Source organism: Prosthecobacter sp. Pr1 (assembly GCF_057652315.1).
Genome location: NZ_JBYFBS010000004.1, coordinates 442,240 through 458,393, shown reverse-complemented (window position 1 = coordinate 458,393; position 16,154 = coordinate 442,240). Strand labels below are relative to the sequence as shown.

Annotated in this window: 10 protein-coding genes; 3 read left to right on the top strand and 7 right to left on the bottom strand. The window is 57.4% G+C overall.

Going from position 1 to position 16,154, the window contains the following annotated elements; all coding sequences use genetic code 11:
- Positions 1–163: 163 nt before the first annotated feature.
- Positions 164–940 (bottom strand): SDR family oxidoreductase, encoded by a 777-nt coding sequence (locus AC24GY_RS09390; protein WP_422320334.1) that lies wholly within the window; start codon positions 938–940, stop codon positions 164–166.
- A 103-nt stretch (positions 941–1,043) separates the two neighbouring features.
- Between AC24GY_RS09390 and AC24GY_RS09385 the strand changes: the two genes are divergently transcribed.
- Positions 1,044–1,763 carry a hypothetical protein gene (locus AC24GY_RS09385; RefSeq protein ID WP_487682271.1) on the top strand — a complete coding sequence of 240 codons (720 nt, stop codon included), beginning with the start codon at positions 1,044–1,046 and terminating at the stop codon, positions 1,761–1,763.
- Positions 1,764–1,765: 2 nt separating this feature from the next.
- Here the strand turns inward: AC24GY_RS09385 and AC24GY_RS09380 are convergent, their stop codons facing one another.
- Complete coding sequence (locus AC24GY_RS09380) at positions 1,766–3,823, bottom strand: hypothetical protein (RefSeq protein WP_487682269.1); 2,058 nt, start codon at positions 3,821–3,823, stop codon at positions 1,766–1,768.
- Between the two features lie 146 nt (positions 3,824–3,969).
- Positions 3,970–7,179: a PVC-type heme-binding CxxCH protein gene (locus AC24GY_RS09375; RefSeq protein WP_487682267.1), complete on the bottom strand. Its 3,210-nt coding sequence runs from the start codon at positions 7,177–7,179 to the stop codon at positions 3,970–3,972.
- A 629-nt stretch (positions 7,180–7,808) separates the two neighbouring features.
- On the opposite strand from AC24GY_RS09375, the gene AC24GY_RS09370 reads away from it, so the two are divergent.
- Both AC24GY_RS09370 and AC24GY_RS09365 read left to right on the top strand, forming a co-directional pair.
- Positions 7,809–8,249, top strand: coding sequence for a DUF5069 domain-containing protein (locus tag AC24GY_RS09370; protein WP_422320330.1), 441 nt, complete (start codon positions 7,809–7,811; stop codon positions 8,247–8,249).
- Between the two features lie 791 nt (positions 8,250–9,040).
- Positions 9,041–9,430 (top strand): hypothetical protein, encoded by a 390-nt coding sequence (locus AC24GY_RS09365; RefSeq protein WP_487682265.1) that lies wholly within the window; start codon positions 9,041–9,043, stop codon positions 9,428–9,430.
- A gap of 385 nt (positions 9,431–9,815) precedes the next feature.
- Here AC24GY_RS09365 and AC24GY_RS09360 read toward each other — a convergent pair whose 3' ends face one another.
- The 4 genes from AC24GY_RS09360 to AC24GY_RS09345 form a co-directional block, all read right to left on the bottom strand.
- Positions 9,816–11,594 carry an ATP-dependent nuclease gene (locus AC24GY_RS09360; protein WP_487682263.1) on the bottom strand — a complete coding sequence of 593 codons (1,779 nt, stop codon included), beginning with the start codon at positions 11,592–11,594 and terminating at the stop codon, positions 9,816–9,818.
- 32 nt (positions 11,595–11,626) lie between these two features.
- Entirely contained in the window at positions 11,627–12,838 is a 1,212-nt protein-coding gene (locus tag AC24GY_RS09355; protein WP_487682261.1) for a DNA cytosine methyltransferase, read from the bottom strand.
- Positions 12,835–13,485 (bottom strand): Eco29kI family restriction endonuclease, encoded by a 651-nt coding sequence (locus tag AC24GY_RS09350; protein WP_487682259.1) that lies wholly within the window; start codon positions 13,483–13,485, stop codon positions 12,835–12,837. Before AC24GY_RS09350 ends, AC24GY_RS09355 begins: the two co-directional genes overlap by 4 nt.
- Positions 13,486–13,649: 164 nt before the next feature.
- A complete protein-coding gene (locus AC24GY_RS09345; protein ID WP_487682257.1) occupies positions 13,650–16,067 on the bottom strand; it encodes a serine/threonine-protein kinase in 2,418 nt (805 codons plus the stop codon).
- Between the last annotated feature and the right edge of the window lie 87 nt (positions 16,068–16,154).

Here is a 16,154-nt window from a genome sequence, read left to right as displayed (position 1 = left end):
CGCGCCACACCAGCCCCATCGGGGCTGTGGAATTAAGCCCAGGGTCAGCCGAGCCTCAGCGAGGCGACCCTGGGTCACCTCGCAGCAAATCGGAAAGCAAACCCAGCACTCCGCCACACCGAGCGATTACCAGCAGCGTCTGCAACAAGCCCCGCCGCGCCCATCAGATCGTCTGCGACGAATACCCACCATCCACCACCATCTCATGGCCGGTGATGAAGGAACTGCCTGCACCCGCAAGCAGCAAAGCTGCGGCGACGAGTTCCTTGGCCTCGCCAAAGCGGTTCATCGGCGTGTGGCCCATGATCTTTGCCACGCGGTCAGGCGTGAGCACTTTCTTGTTCTGCTCGGCAGGGAAGAAGCCGGGCACCAAGGTGTTCACGCGGATGCCGAGGGGAGCCCATTCGCGGGCGAGGTTCTTGCTGAGATTGTGCACAGCACCTTTGGACATGGAATAAGTGAAGACACGGCTCAGCGGCAGCAGGCCGGACATGGAACCGAGATTGATGATCGAGGCCGGGATCTTGTGATCCACGAAGTATTTGCCGAACACCTGGCAGGCCAGGAACACGCCCTTGGTGTTGATGTTCATGATCCGGTCGTATTCCTCTTCTGGAATATCGAGGAACGGCGTTGCAGAATTCACGCCCGCACCATTGATCAGAATATGGCAGCCGCCGGAACGCTCCAGCACCTGATCCAGCAGAATCTGCAGATCGGCTTTGCGGCTGGCATCTGCGGAAACGAAATAGGCCTGTCCGCCTGCGGCTTGAATGGTCTCCAGTCGTTTGTCAGCCTTGGACTGGTCCCGCCCGACGAGCACGACCTCCGCACCCGCAGATGCATAGCCTTCTGCGATGGCACCGCAGAGTTCGCCTGTGCCGCCGATCACGACAGCGGTTTTGCCTTGAAGAGAGAAGAGTTCGAAAATGGAGGACATGGTGTGGAGCGCATCTATGGCGTGTCATCCAGCCGCCGCAAGCAGGCTGTCTCGCCACTTTCGTCATCTTGACACCCTGCCCGGGGTGCTCTCCCGTACGAGCATGCCTTGGGGCCACATCCTGACCTTCCTTGCCGGCGTCCTCATCGGCGCAGCCTCGATTGTGATCTGGAAGCTGCTGCGTTTCGCCGCCGATCTGCGCGCGGCACGGCATGCGCTGGCAAGTTTCGTCTATCCCGAATGCGGTCTGGCGGACGAAAAAGCCCATGCAGCCGTCGAAGCCTGCAAAAACCGCCTGCGCTGGCAGAAGAACCTCAACCCCGAGTGGCTGCCGCCGCTGGTGGATGAGGTACCGAAGCTGGTGCGCGAAATCGCGGCCATCTACCATCCCGGCAAGCAGGAGGCGCTGCTGGCCCCGGGCCTCAGCCAGTTCTCCCGCGCCGTGCATCTGGCAGCCATGGATGTGGCGGACTTTTTGCAAACTCGATCCATTGGCCGCCTCGTGGATGTCAGTGCCAGCACCGCGCTTAAAACCTGGGAAATGACCCACAAGATCGCCAAACACGAAAAACTGCAGACAGCGAACAAATGGTACAAACGCCTGCTGCCCTACTGGCAGGTGCTGCGCTTCAAATCCCCCATCATGTGGGCCGGCATGGCCGTCTCCAACGTCGCCGCGCGCACGCTGCAACCTGCCGTGATCGACATCATCGCCAAGCGCGCCATCGACCTCTACAGCGGACGCCTCGGCAAAGGCTCCGGTGCACCATCTACACCGCCTGTGCCAATGCTGGAACAAGAGCGCCCGCCGGGGCCGATGTGATGTCAGGGTTTTGCTGCGCGTTCCACCGGCACGATGTCAATGCTCAGGAAGGCTGCTTGGAGGACGTCAGCCTTCTCAAATTCAGGTGACCCCTCTGGTTTCCACACGTTCAGCAGACGATGGGTGCCGCTGGCTAGGGTGGTGCTCACGGTGCATTCGGCCCGGTGAAACTGAATGCTGTGGTTCAAAGGGCGGATCGTTTTAGCATCCGGCTGTGCGGAAGAATCGGTGACCACCGGGCTGGTGTAGTCATAATTGATGACGGTGTTGAGTTCGACCGCGTCCGGTTCGGAGTAGCCGACAGTTCCCTCCATTTCAAAACGAAGTCCGACCATGCGCATTTCAGCGGCAGATGAAAAGTGTGGCGTTGCGACATTGGAGACATGAACGTTGCTGATGCTCGTCTGCGAGGGCTTCGCATCTTTGTCATTGCCGCCCGGAGCGTTGCTGGTGCTGGCAGAATGTTCCTGTGCGCCGCTGGACGTTTCAGTGACATACACAAGCTCGCGGCCGGATTCAAAAGTACTGCGCATGCCGGATTTGGACTCAAGAAAGGCGGAGCGCAGCAGGCGGATCTTGTTCTGCGCAATGCCCTGCTCCACCTCCTGCCATGCAGCGGTGTGGTCTGTGGTGGGGGCGGTGCTGGCCACCAGCCGGCGGATGGTGGCGGCATCCGCCTCAATGATGTGCACAGTCGTCGCGAGATTGTGCGGCGCATGGAGTTTCAAGGAAGCGATGTAGGCCTCCACCAGCTTCATGTTTTCCGGCGTGTTGCGCACCAGGAGTTCGCCAGTGCTCGGTTTGTAGTTGGCGGAGGAACCTTCAGGAAAGGGGATGCCCTTGGACTTCAGAATCTCCACGGCGGTGATGCGCATGGTCAGCCGTGCTTCGTTTGCCATCGGGGCTGCCGGGGCTCCGCCTGCCGCGAATGGATCGGCGGCAGCGGCAGGTGCTCCACCGGCTGCATCTCCCATAGTCAGCAACTCTTCGGTGATGTGGAAACTGCGCGTGATGATGCCCTTCGTGGCGCCCGGTGGTTCTGGCGGCGGCGCGGTGGGGGTCTTCTCGATCTTTTCGCCTTCCTCCCGCAGCAATTGCTCCACCCGCCTGTCCAAGGCCGGCAGCAGCGAAACGATGTGGGCTTTCAGAAAAGCGGCCTGCAGATGGCTGGCGCGCTCCGGCTCCGCGACATCTTCGGGCTTCCAGATGCCAAGCAGCTTGGTCATGCCACCGAGCAACGTGATGCCGGTGGTCACATGGGCGTTGTAAAAGTCAATGTTTGGAGTTTCCACAACCCGCTCTCCTGTGGCGCTGATTTTGTCCCAGTGCTCCTGCGGCGTACGGTAGTGATGCTCCAGAGAATAGGTCAGCTCCATGGTCTCGCCATCGGCACCGATGGTGGGCTCCAGTTCCAGGCGGGTGCCGGCGCCACGCTCCTCCACGGCGATGCTGGAGCGCCGTGTTTCATCCACCGTCATTTCAGTGACGTAGGTGCGCCCCTCTCCACGCACCACCGTCGCACGGTTGCTGCTCTTCGTTTCCATGCGCAGATCGCCCACATAGCTGGCCTTTTTCTGGGAGACCAGCGCATCCAGCGCAGTCCAAGCGGCGGAGTGGTCCGCCTGCGCCTTCACCTGCTTGACCGCCTCGTTTACGGCGGTCGCTTCCGCCTCGATGATCTGCAAATTGATGCTCACCAGCTTGGGCATGGCGCGCTCGGCTTGCGCAGCAAGCGCCGCCATGCGCTGATGCGTCAGCTCGGTGCTGCGCAAAGCCAGCGTTTTGTTCTTCGGATCGAATGTGGCAAGCGATCCCGGGGGCAGCGTCACGCCCATCATTTTCAGATGCTGGTCGATGACGAAATGAGAGCGCCGCAGGAATTTGGCGACATCTTCCGCGCTCGCATTGACAGCGGGAAGCGCGGGAGCCGTGAGCTGTCCCTGTTCGCTGGAGACAAAGCCGCCGAGCAACTCCGAGGACGGGTAACGGTAAACGCGGAGTGACCATTCTCCCTGCGCTTCCTGACCCTGTTTTGCCACTTGTTGCGCTGAAAGGGGCATGACTGCCACCAAGCTGAAAAGGAAAAGGGAGAGGGTGTGAATGGTGAACGGGCATTTCATAACTCCGCGATGCTGGCATGAGCGGCATCTGCGGAGCAATCAAAAACTCGCAGGCTGGTGGGAGTGCTTTGCTCCCTGCTTGAGCTTCAATGAGATGGAGCCACCGCTTTCTTGCTGGTCTTCCCTTTCAATCCTGCCAGATAGGCCACGACGTCACGGATTTGTGGTTTGGTGAGGATGCCGAGCATGGGGGGCATGACGGTCATGGGTGGGGTGATGGTGGCGATTTGGTCGCGGGGCACTGTCTGTGTTTTGCCATCAGGCAGACGTAAAGTGACTTGTTTTGCGTCTTCTTTCCCCAAAATGGCGGAGAGGGATTTGCCGTCTTTGGTGGTGATAGTGACAATGCCGAAGCCGGGGGCGATCTGGGCGAGGGGATTGAGGAGGGATTCGAGGATGTATTTGCGGTCTTTCTGGCTGCCGATGGTTTTCAGGTTGGGGCCGACCTGGCTGCCTTCCTTGGCCTCGACGGTGTGGCAGGCGATGCAGTTGGCGCCGAGGTTGTTGGTGACGATGTCTTTGCCGCGGGTGGCGTCGCCGCCTTCTAGGAGTTCAGATGCACTGAGTTGCAGGGAAGCGAGTTTGGGTTTCAAAGATTCGCGGGTGGCGGCGGCTTCGAGGATGTCGAGCTGGATGGCGGCGGGGGCTTTGTTGTCGATGAGGCGGTCCAGCCATTGGGTGATGACGGTGTCGTCTTCGGACGTGGAAAGGAGAGACAGTGCAAGTTGCTGCGAGGTGGTGTCACCGTTGGCAAGGACGGTGGCGGCTTCGGTGATGGCGCGGTCGGGCTGGTGGTTGAAGAGTTGCCTGAGGGCCTCGCGGCGGAGTTCGGCGGGGGAGGTTTTGGCGAGCGCGAGATCGAGGGTGGTGGCGAATTCGGGTGTGGCAGCGTGCTGCGAAGCCATGAGTTTCAGTGCTTCGGCGCGCAAGGTGGCGCGAGCGGTGGCATCTGAGATGATCTGCTGGAGGACGGGAGCGGCGACTTTTAGCTGAAGCTGGGTGAGGAGTTCGACGGCTTTGGCTTTGAGTGCGCCGTCCTGGATGGCGAGGAGGGCATCGAGGTGGGGTTGTAGCAAATTGGCGAAGGCTTTGGCATCGCGTGGCGAGTTTTGGTGAGCCATGCCGTCGATGCGGTCGAGGCGTGGGGGATTGGTGAAGGTGAGGAGGACATCGAGTGCTTCGGCTTGCAGCGGGTTGCGCTGTAATGCGGTTTTGATGATGGGTTCGGCGATGCCGAGGCGGAGGCAGGTGTTGAGGCCGCGGCTGGTGGGGTGGGTGGTGAGCTTGGGGAGGGCGGCGGTGATGCCGGTGTCGTCGTGGATGGCGCGTTCGGCTTCGGGGGCGAGGGTCGGATTTGTGAGGAAATCGGCAACGCGTGGCGAATTTTGGCGGGCGAGTGCAAGGAGGCAGCAGAGGGACTGCTTATCGTTGGTGTGGGAGGCGAGGGTGGCTTCATCGGCGCAACCGGCGAGGCCGGTGACGATGGCGTGGCGCATGTAGGGATCGGCGCTTTCTTTGGGGGCAAGTTTTAGCAATGCTGTGACAGCGGTGGATTCTTGAAGCTTGCCGAGGGAAATGGCGGCGTGAAAGCGCACGCGTTGGGAAGGATGTGCAAGGAGTGGAATAATTGGGGTGCCGGAGGTTTTGACATCGCCGAGCACTTTGGTGGACTGAGTGACGATTTCTGTATCGGATTCCGCAAGAAGCGGGGTCAGAACGGTGGCTTCGACCTTTCCGGCGCGCATGCCCTGGCCGAGTCCCCAGATGGCGTGGATGCGGGCGAGTTGGGGGGCTTTTTTGTCGTGTGCTGTTTTTTGCAGCAGGGTGTAATCACCTTTTTTGACGAGGGTGAATTGGGCGTGGAGGCGGACGCGTTGGTCGGGGTGGGAGAGGTGGGTGGCGGTGAGGTTGTCGGAGTTGAGGAGTTTGTTTGTTTCCTGGTGCTCGGTGCTGTTTTTGGCGGTGGGGTCGTCGGCGAACCAGATGGCGCCTTTTTGATCGAGGGGGTAGCCGCCGTCCCAGTCGGCGATGATGAGTTCGCCGGTGGGGGCGAGGGCGAGGCCGATGCCCATGAGGCCGGAGTGGATGACTCGCTCGTTCTGCATCTTGAAGGTGCTGCCGGAGGGGATGATCTGGAAGGCGGTCATCTGACCGGAGGGGAATTGATCGAGGATGAAGTGATTGCGCAATGAAGCGCCGAGGGCGGTGCCGGGTTCGTGGATGAATCCGGCGGGGCCGTTGGAGTAGTTGGCGAGCGGGGGTGTGATGAAGAGGGGCTGGCCGGGATGGGCGGGCTGCCAGATGCCGTCGCGGATCCAGCGGCTGGTTTCTTTTTGATATTGGTGGCTGCAGCGCCAGCCGGAGTCGCTGCGTTCGGTGATGTAGACGAAGCGTTCGCGTTCGCCGGGGAGATCGGCGTCGTTGTCGACGCCGAAGATGTTGCCGTAGTTGTCGAAGGCGATTTCCTGGACGTTGCGGAGGCCGTGGGCGAAGACTTCGAAATTGGTGCCGTCGGGTTCGCAGCGGAGGACGCAGCCTTCGTGGGGGTAGTACCAGTGTTTGCCTTCCTTGCTGGTGACGTTGACGCCTTTGTCGCCGATGCTCCAGTAGATGCGGCCGTCGGGGCCGATGCGGGGGCCGTGCATGTCGTGTCCGGCGTAGGCGATGTGCATGCCGAAGCCGTGGGCGACGATTTCGCGTTCGTCGGCGACGCCGTCGTCGTTGGTGTCGCGGAGGCGGATGAGGTCGGGGGCGACGGTGACGTAGACCCAGCCGTCGTGGTAGAGGATGCCTGCGGCGATGCCGGTGACGACGCTGTTGAAGCCTTCGGCGAAGACGGTGAGCTTGTCAGCGGTGCCGTCGTGGTCGGTGTCGCGGAGCTGGTAGATGCGCTCGCTGTGAACGGTGAGGTCCTTCCAGTCGATGGAGCCGTCTTTGTTGTGGTCGGTGAGGCCGCCGCGAGGGAGGCGTGTTTTGCCGGGGGCGAGCTCGCGTTTGAGGAAGGCTTCTTTTTCTTCGACGCTGGTGAGGGCGACGTCGTCGGGGATCCACTGGGGGTGTTCGCGGATGTCGAGGTCGGCGACTTTGCGGCGGGTGGTGGCGGAGACGTAGATGCGGCCCTGGGGATCGACGGTGACGGCGACGGGGTCGGGGACGTTGAGGGTGCCGGACCAGCGGTGGAGTTCGAGGGGGGATTTGAGTTCTGGCTTTGGGGCTGATTTCGCGGTCTTTTTCTCAGCGGCTGCGCAGGGGAGGGCGAGGAGCGCGGCGAGGGCGAGGTGACAGAGGTTTTTCATGAAAAGGGGGTGGCGATCTGTGGAGCAGAATTTGGTTGGCCGAAAGTGGGGAACGTGGGGGCAAAAGGTGAACGGAGGGGATGGCCGCAAAGAGGCGCAAAAAGGGCAAAAAATGAAGGCGGGCTTTTCGAGCGGAGGACGGGGGCGGATCCACTGATTTTACACCGCAGAGATTGGAACGCCGCAGAGATTGATTCTGAAAAGAGTGACTGGAAAGGGAGGAACGTGGGGGGATTTATGATTTACGATTTATGATTTCAGAGTGGTTGGAGAGGAGGGGGCGGGACGTACGTTTGCCGCAAAGGGGCGGAGGTGGATGGCCGGAATTGAGGTAGAATAATGAGGGGTAAAATCATTTCAGAGGTCTGGAGTGGAGGAGAAGAGGGGGAAAGGGCAGAAAGATTTTGTGGAGGAGGGAGGGGTTCAAACGCGAATGGGCGCGAAGAGCCGCGAATTTTTTGGCATGGGGCGTTTGGATGCGTGAAAAATCGAGGTTCATTTTTGATATTCGCGTTCAAAAAACCTGGCTGGTGCGTTTGTTCTTGATGCTGCTGCGCGGGGCCTCCTAAATTGGAAGCTCTTTCGCAGTCGCGAATGTCATTGAATTAAATCCAACCCATCTCTTATCCATGAGTCAGATCGTTCCTCTTATCAGTTCCGGCATTGCCGGGCCCCTTGGTGTTCTTCATCTTCCGCGCCTCTGGCAGAAGGCTTCTTTGGCTGCTGCGGGCAAACTGCATGCTGACTATCCGGGCATTGGCTGCGGGTATGACCAGATGACGCTGGATGCGCTGGGCATCAACATCGAGACGTTCAGGACGTTCATCGCGACGAAGCCGAGCTATCCGCAGCTGGAGAGCTGGGTGAAGGCACAGCCGGGCGTGAACCTGACGAAGGGCAACATTTTCAAGCACAACCAGGCGATCTCGGGCTACATCCACAGCGATGAGACGCGCAAGACGATTCTGGATGCGGATGGCATCGCGGATGACGGCAGCGTGAATCCGGGTGCGGTGGATCTGAACAACCTGGACGACTGGCACATCTTCTGGGCGCAGGAGATCAAGTGACTGAGTGTTCCTGGTTCGTTGTTCTTGGTTCCTGGTTGAACTAACTGAGAGCGACGGATCGGTGACGTGAGTTTTGAGAACCCCGTTTGTCGTGAGGCAGGCGGGGTTTTTTGTGGGGCCGGAGGGATGGCCGCAAAGGGGCGCAAAAAGGGGGCAAAAATGACTGATTCCGGAGGGGGATGGAGTGCGGGCGTGCTGGGTGTATAGATCGGATTATTAACCGCTGATTTGACGCTCATAAGACGCTGATAAAGGAATCGGAACAGAGGTAGTGTGACGGTGATGGGATGTGGATGCGGAGCTTTGTTTTTTGGCAGGGGAATGGATTGGCAGAGGAATGGGCTGAGCTTGGGGGCTTGGGAGATGGGTTGCTTTGTTTTTGGCTGAAAATTGACCACGGAATACACTGAATACACGGAACCGAACCCAGTGAGGCAGATCGTGGAAGGCTGCCGGTAGGGCTGGCGAAGCGCGGTCAACGCGGAGGTGGTTTGGGGAGCCGGAGGGATGGCCGCAACAAGGAGTCGGAAAAAAGACGGAGGTGTGATGGTGATGGGAGGTGGGGGTGAGGTTGTGATTTTTGGCAGGGGAATGGATTGGCAGAGGAATGGGGAATGGGATTTGAACTGCTGACTGATGTTGATGAGGAATATCTGAGTGGGGTTTGTCTCAGAAAATGAGGAGGGGGTTGAGGTTGTGTTTTCGACCCGGCCAATGGCTGATGGGATGCGAAGTGTGACTGATGCTGGCTCATGACGAGCGGCTGCTGGTGATTCGAACCTCTCATTCCCATGAATACTTCTCTTCCTATGCTCCAGGCTCTGCAGGTTTTCGCGGCGCGTGCTTCTGCTGATTCCGAAACTGAGGCAGAGCCTGAGGCGAAGACGCAGTCATCGTATCGGAATTTTCTCATCGTGGCGCCGGGTTCTGTGGGAGCGGCCACTGTGCCGAATGAGAAGGTGTTGGAGCTGGCGCGGCATCTGAACCAAGAGGGCTATGCGTATGTGGCGCGCTCCAATCAGAAGGAAATGGAGGATGATCCGTCGGGGGTGCGGTATCTGCCGTTGAGCCATCGCCTGCCGGCGTTTGGGGTGATGACGGCGGTGATTGTGATCGGTGATCCGTTGTGGGCGGCACTGGCGGCTTCCACGTATCCTGAGGCGGATATTTTTTTGATGTAGGTCTTGCTGGAGTCGCGGACGGAAGGATTGGGCAAGGCGATGGCGTTGGGGACGTTCGTTTTTGTCGCAGAGGGGCAGAGATTGAATTGAATGGTGCGGCCTTCTTTGTGCGGAAATGAATTGACGGAAGAGCAGAGTTTTTAACCGGCGATTTGAGGCTGATCTATCCACCCTTCGCTGAAACTACACAGGGCGAAAGAGACGCGGATCAAGCCATTCAGAAATTCTGGAGGGAGATAGGTGTTTATCCGGCAGCGAGGGCGCACATGTGGGGCCTTGGTTTTGGCAAAGGAATGGGCTGAATTAGGACCTTGGCAATGCGATGTTTTGTAAAGGATTTGCAGGCTGGGCCCATTTTCCAGTGTAATGGATACAGATTCCCACTTCAACAAAGAGCCTTAATGGCTTCCAAAATACCTACAAGATTGAGGTATGAAGAGGTTTTTTTTAATGCCCACTTCTTGATGAAGATTCGATAGATAGCATCTAATGTAAGACCTCCCGAGTGGTCACATAATACCCGAGTTAAGAGTTCAAACTTATCTTTAGCAGCTAGGTTTTGAACCTTGCTTTTGAAGTGACTAAACTCTGATTGTTCGAGTGCAGCACTGCACAAACCAGAGGCTGTTTCGTCATCCCAAATTGCTTCTTCTGGTGTTGCTGTCGGAAAATAGTACACATTTGTCCGGTAGTAGTTCAAAAACTCCCGTTTTGTGTCGCGTTGCTGGGTTAATTTGGTTCTTTTATTTGCATTACCGCCATCGGATGGAAGGCAAAGGGTCTTCATTTTCAAACCCGTAATTGCTTCAATGTTCTCGTCGAAGACCTTGTTCACGTATTCCAAATTCTCATAGTCCGACAGTCCAATTTCACCTGTGTTCAGCACCTCAGTATTTGGCTTTTTATCACCATCGAGCAAGAGCACGACACGGGAGTTGGGATGACTTGAAAACACGACGGCATCTTTCTTCATCTCATCGCATCCGCCCGGTATGAATGTGACATCAAAAAGATTTGTTGACGACGATAGAGACTCAGAGAACACCTTTTCCAGAATCAGTTTGGTCAGGCGATCCTCGACTCTTATTGTTGTCTTGTCTGAGACAGGGTGACCAATAAATGCAAAGGCTTCTCTTGGACTAATATTTTGAACGATTCGAAAACTTCCACCTGGTTCGGGTGAAAAAACTTTGATCGCGGAAGCAGGGAGATCATTGATTAAAGTTGGAGAGTGAGTGCAAAAAACTATTTGGAGCTTTTTCGCTAAACAAAGTTCGGTTAGATATGAAATGAGTTCAGCTTGGGCCCCTGGGTGCAGAGATGTTTCCGGCTCATCAAGTAAAAGAAGGGAATTTGCTTTAGCCTGGCTTATTTCGTGAAGCAAGAGCATGACGGCCGATTCACCACTGCCTGCAAATGCATCTGTATATTTAGCGGCTCCCGTTTCCAAGAAAACCGCATGTCCAGGCTGCCCAAAAAGTGAGTGATTCACAATCTTTGCGGCTTTGTAGGATCTTCCGAGAATTCGTCGCGCAACCTCAAGAAGGTCGGGCCGTATTGGGAATTCTTTACAGTTTTCGACTCCGGAGAATCGATAATCGAACTGTTTGTCAAGTGCGTTCCGAAGGATACGCGACCTCCACCGCAGGTAGTCTTGAACTCCCGATGCGGGAGGGCGTTCGCTGTGAAACGCCTTTTCAAACGCATTCGGAACTGCCCTGAAATTTAGATATATCACTTCCTTCTCAACTGGCGCATGCCGTGTTCCCATTTGCATGCCATAAGCTGCAATTGGCTCGCTTGTATCCCAGAGATCAGGCTGTCCAGCTTTGTTGATTCTGCGTTTTACGACTTCGTTTCCACTGCCATCATATGAATAAATAAAACTGTGACGATCCTCGGAATTTAAGTCAACTATTGGATCAAGTTCCGTGTTAAACCAATATGTGGAAACGGATTTACCTTTGGGTGCGCCAAAAAGGGCCTGCAATGCTGAACTCTTGCCGCAACCATTTTGTCCCACAAATGCTGTGATCGGAAATTCAAAATCAACGCGTGCATTAGATGCTAAGTTTCTGAAACGCGGGAAGCGAATATAGTCGATGTAGGTCTTGAATAGGCCGTCATCTTTATCTTTTTTAATAGCTTCGAGGAGCGGGAGCATTTCATTGTGCCTGATGCCAGGTTTATGTGATGTTAATGTGCTGCAACAGTTGTTCGAGATTTAACTCTAGAACGCGAGTGAACTACTAGTGGTTCGGGGCTGATTCCGACTTGCTTTAAAAGCGTCATTGCTGCAATGCCAAGTTGTTCGCCTAGCTTGACAGGAACCGCATTGCCAATTTGCCTTAACGCTTCGCCCCAAGCTCCGGAGATGGTATATTCGTCAGGAAATGTTTGGATGCGTTTGGCTTCGAAGACAGTGAAGTAACGGATGCTGCCATCCGCATAACGGATCATGTTTTCACCTCCTGGAACACCATGCCCTCCTGCCTTAATCGTTTTAGCGGGTAAGTCGTAACAGCTTCCTGTGTGTCCTGGGTAACTACGTGCGCCATCTCGGAATATATGATCTGCAATGCCGTGATTCGTGCTCGGATGAGGCAAGTCACTCAATACATCACGCACTGTCTTCCAAGGCCTGCCCTCAGGCGCGAAGAGGATGTAGTCACGCTTGATCGCCTCGATCCGCTCGCTGAGTCCGGGTGCGAGTAATGGACGCTTCTTCTTTGCGATTTCATGCCGATCCCAGTACTCTCCTGTCACATACTGATCGTAGAGCAGTCGTTCTTCGGTGTGGGTCGCTTTGGGGAAACGCCAAGATTCTTGAATATCCTCTCTTACTCCAGCGATCACAACGCGTTCGCGGCATTGAGGTACGCCGTAGTCTGCAGCATTCAACAGGCGATAAGCGACTCGGTATTTTGGTCCGCCTTTTTCTTTCCCTCTATCAGAGTTAAGCTCGCGTAGATGTGACCGCCAATCGACCTCGTGCGATGCTGGCCGATAAGGGTTTTCGAGGCGGCGGAGGATGTAAGAAAAATAGTCTGCGAAAGATTCACGGAGCAGCCCCTTTACGTTTTCAAAAATGAAGAGTTTCGGCTTGAGGACTTCGATGGACTTGATTGCGTAAGGAAACATGTCTCGTTGATCCAAATCAGCTTGATGTTTGCCACCCAGTGAGAACGGTTGACAGGGAGGACCGCCAGCCACGACGTCCACATCGCTTAGTTTACTAAAATCATAGGCCTGAATATCACCACAATAGACCTTCTCAGGCGCAAAATTTAATCGAAGCGATGCACAGGCGTCTTTATTCCACTCAACAAAGGCGGCATGATCGAAACCTGCTAAATCAAGGCCTTTAGCGAGTCCACCAGCGCCGGAAAATATCTCCACGCACTTCATACGGCTGATCCTCCCAAAGTGTCGAGGTGTACATTTATTCGTGCAGTGATTTCAACTGGTTGTGCAGCAATTCCCTTGCACTTTTCTGCCCATGGTCGGCCAGGGTGAATCACATCCCAATCGCTGAGCGCCTGCTCATAACGACCTCTGCCAGGATCGTGATTGCCAAAACCATCAACAACCATATTCCAGAGTGGGCGAGTGATCTTGATTAGCGCAGCTTCAACGGTGCTAATCATGTCTGAGCCGTCACCCTCGAATATAACGAAGCGGCACATAAAATCGGCGGGCCTAAGATTCGACGAATGACCAATACTGCTGCTGTGCTGACGTAATCTGTGATGCAACTCCATTGATTGATCTGTCTCAATATGAGATGTCCTCGCCTGCCGCCAACCTTTCGGCACAGCTTTACCCACGTAAATGGGGTAGCCATAGGATAAACGATTCAGTTCAGCATATTTGGCGTAAAGCTTGGATTTGCCCGTGTAATAAATGGCGTAAACGCCCGTGCCTGCGAAGCGTTCTTCTGGTGGTAAGGGCAAAACGGGAGTGCCGTTGAAGAACCGCACGCCGTCTTTGACTAGCTCTGCAAAAGCGTCGTTGCGGTAAACGTGTTCCTGGCGGTTAAACGGGCGGCGGGGCATGATAAAGCGTAGGCGGGATGAAGGGTGAAGGCGTTTCTAACCCTACACATTGGTTCCGCTACAACAACGCTATTCAACAATGTGCCGCATGGCATTTGGAACAGTGTTCCGGCTGAGAGCGTGTAGTGCGGGGAGAATGCTTCACAACCTGGACGGTTGTGCTACTAGATGCCGGCGGCCATGACTTTCATCCAGCGCATGCGGAAGGAGCTGTTCTCTTCCATGAGCTGGGCGGCGATGGTGGTGGAGAGCTGGGTGAGGCCGGTGAGGCGGGCGAAGGCGGCGGTGTTTTCCTGACGACGGTAGTAGTCGGTGGAGTCGGTGACCTGGGTGCCGAGGGATTGGGCGATTTCGACGAGGGTCTCGGGGGTGAGGCTTTCGAAGGGGAGGGTGAGGGTGCCGCGATCGAGGGTGACGCTGATCTGGGTGCCGGCGGTGTTGCAGGTGATGCGGCCGGTGAGCTGGCCGCCCTCCCGACGGGTGATGGTGCCGGTCCAGCCTTTGGTGGTGAGATCGGCGGTGAGCTGGCGGATGAAGTCGCGTGACTGGGTGTAGAGGTAGAGGCGGCCGTCGAGGGCGGTGCGGACGTCTGCGGTTTGGAGGCGGGTGCCGCTGAGGAGGTCGATGGCGCGGGTGTAGTCGTAGCCCTGGACGAGGGAGGGGACGAGGGCGTTGACTTCGGCGAGGAGCTCGAGGTCGGCCTGGCGGTGTTTTTTGTCGGCCTCCATCTGGCGCTGCTGTTCTTCGAGGGTCATGCTGGAGATCTCACGCTGGTAGCTGGTCTCCAGGTCTGTGATGAAGCGGAGGAAGGCGCCGCTGGTCTTGAGGTTTTTGCGGACCTGCTGGACTTCGGCGAGGGCGGTGCGGAGCTCCGGGATGGTGCCGGAGCGCTTGGGCTGGAGTGCGCCGCGGACGAGGGCGAAGTCGGGCTTGTAGCGGTCTACGAGGGGGCTGTAGAGGGTGAGCCATTCGAGGGTGGCGGCGGAGGCGTCTGCGGGGGGCTTTTTGGTATCGGCGAGGTGCTGCTGGAAGTGCTCGAGCTCCTGGGCGCCGAGGAGGGCGTCTCCGAAGTGCCATTCGGCGAGGCCGTGGACGAGGTAGCCGAGGATTTCTTCGTTGGTGGTTTTGTAGTCGAGGGCGTGGAGCGGGGTGCCGAGGCCGAAGTCGTGGGACATGCGGTCCTGTATTTTGGCGAAGAAGGGGGCGAGGCCGTTGAGATCCGGGGTGGTGGCGAGCTTGGCGAACTGTTCTGCGGCGTCTTTTTTGCGATCGAGCATGATGCTGCAGAGGGCGGCATTAAACCGGGCCCAGTTGGCGGTGGGCTGGAGGACGTCTTTGGATTTGGCGAGGGTGATGAACTTGTCTTCGGCGGTGGCGTACTGGCGGCCTTCGAGCATGGCCTGGCGGGCTTCGGTGAAACGCTCGGAGACGGTTTTTTTGTTGGCTTTGTCTGCGGTGAGGGTGACGCCGGAGCCATCGAGCTCGCGCTCATTGGCGGTGGCGAGCTGGATGGCGCGGACGTTGCGGCGCTCCCCGCCTTCGCGGAGGAGCCAGCCCATGCCGTAGGCGATGATGATGGCGGCGGCGATGAGGCCGATGAGGCGGGTGCGGCGATTGACGAGGCGGCGGCGGACGCTGCCGCGATCGAGGAGGCCTTCGGCGAGGCGCATTTCATCGACGACTTCGGAGTAGTTGGCGAAGCGGTCTTCGGGATGGAAGGAGAGCATGCCATTGATGACGTGCTCTGTGCGGGGGGAGAAGCGGAGGCCGGATTCGCCGAGGGTGACGCGCTTGGACTTGATGCGGCGGAGGTCTTCGATGGCGGCGGTGTCCGCCTTGTGGGGCGGATTGCCGGTCATGGCATGGTAGAGGGTGGCGCCGAGGGAGAAGATGTCGCTGCGGTAGTCTTCTTTGTTTTCGATGACTTTTTCGGGGGCGACGTAGTAGGGGGTGGCCCACATTTCGCCGGATTGATCGCCGCCGCGATCGACGAAGAGGGCGAGGCCGAAGTCCACGACTTTGGCGGTGCCGGTCTCGGTGAAGAGGATGTTGGCGGGTTTGACGTCGCGGTGGATGAGGGTGAGCTGCTGGGCGGCGCGGAGGCCTTCGGCGACTTCGCGGCCGATGCGGAGGGCTTCGTCTTCTTTGAGGTGGCCTTCGCGGCGGATGCGCTGCTCGAGGGAGCCGCCGCCGACGAGCTCCATGGCGATGTAGAAGTAGCCCTGGTCATAGCCGACGGAGTAGAGCTTGATGACGTTGGGGTGCGTCACATTGGCGGTGATGTGGGCTTCGCGGCGGAACTGCTCCAGGCGGATGGAGTCGCGGGAGTACTGGCGGTTGAGGATTTTGAGGGCGACGCGGCGGCCGAGGGTTTCGTCTTCGGCTTCGAAGACGCGGCTCATGCCGCCTTCGCCGATCTGGCGGACGATCATGAACTGATCGAAGCGGCGGCGGACGCGGACCATCTGGCCGCAGAAGGGGCACTTGAGCTTGGTGAAGGGCTCCAGGGAGGTGACATCAATCTGCTTCTGACACACCGGGCAGGTGCTCAAAAAAGACTGTTCTGGAGGGGCGAGGATCAAGGTGAGGGGGTGCTATGCTGTAAGGGGACGCATGCCATATGCCAGAAATTACAGTTTGCCTTATTAATTTGAATCTTGAGTTTGTAC

What these genes read in the sequence shown, in the direction of transcription:
- AC24GY_RS09365 (WP_487682265.1), top strand. Translation starts at nt 9,041, where the DNA reads ATGAATACTTCTCTTCCTATGCTCCAGGCTCTGCAGGTTTTCGCGGCG.
- AC24GY_RS09350 (WP_487682259.1), bottom strand. Translation starts at nt 13,485, where the DNA reads ATGCCCCGCCGCCCGTTTAACCGCCAGGAACACGTTTACCGCAACGAC.
- AC24GY_RS09360 (WP_487682263.1), bottom strand. Translation starts at nt 11,594, where the DNA reads ATGCTCCCGCTCCTCGAAGCTATTAAAAAAGATAAAGATGACGGCCTA.
- AC24GY_RS09355 (WP_487682261.1), bottom strand. Translation starts at nt 12,838, where the DNA reads ATGAAGTGCGTGGAGATATTTTCCGGCGCTGGTGGACTCGCTAAAGGC.
- AC24GY_RS09380 (WP_487682269.1), bottom strand. Translation starts at nt 3,823, where the DNA reads ATGCCCCTTTCAGCGCAACAAGTGGCAAAACAGGGTCAGGAAGCGCAG.
- AC24GY_RS09385 (WP_487682271.1), top strand. Translation starts at nt 1,044, where the DNA reads ATGCCTTGGGGCCACATCCTGACCTTCCTTGCCGGCGTCCTCATCGGC.
- AC24GY_RS09375 (WP_487682267.1), bottom strand. Translation starts at nt 7,179, where the DNA reads ATGAAAAACCTCTGTCACCTCGCCCTCGCCGCGCTCCTCGCCCTCCCC.
- AC24GY_RS09370 (WP_422320330.1), top strand. Translation starts at nt 7,809, where the DNA reads ATGAGTCAGATCGTTCCTCTTATCAGTTCCGGCATTGCCGGGCCCCTT.
- AC24GY_RS09390 (WP_422320334.1), bottom strand. Translation starts at nt 940, where the DNA reads ATGTCCTCCATTTTCGAACTCTTCTCTCTTCAAGGCAAAACCGCTGTC.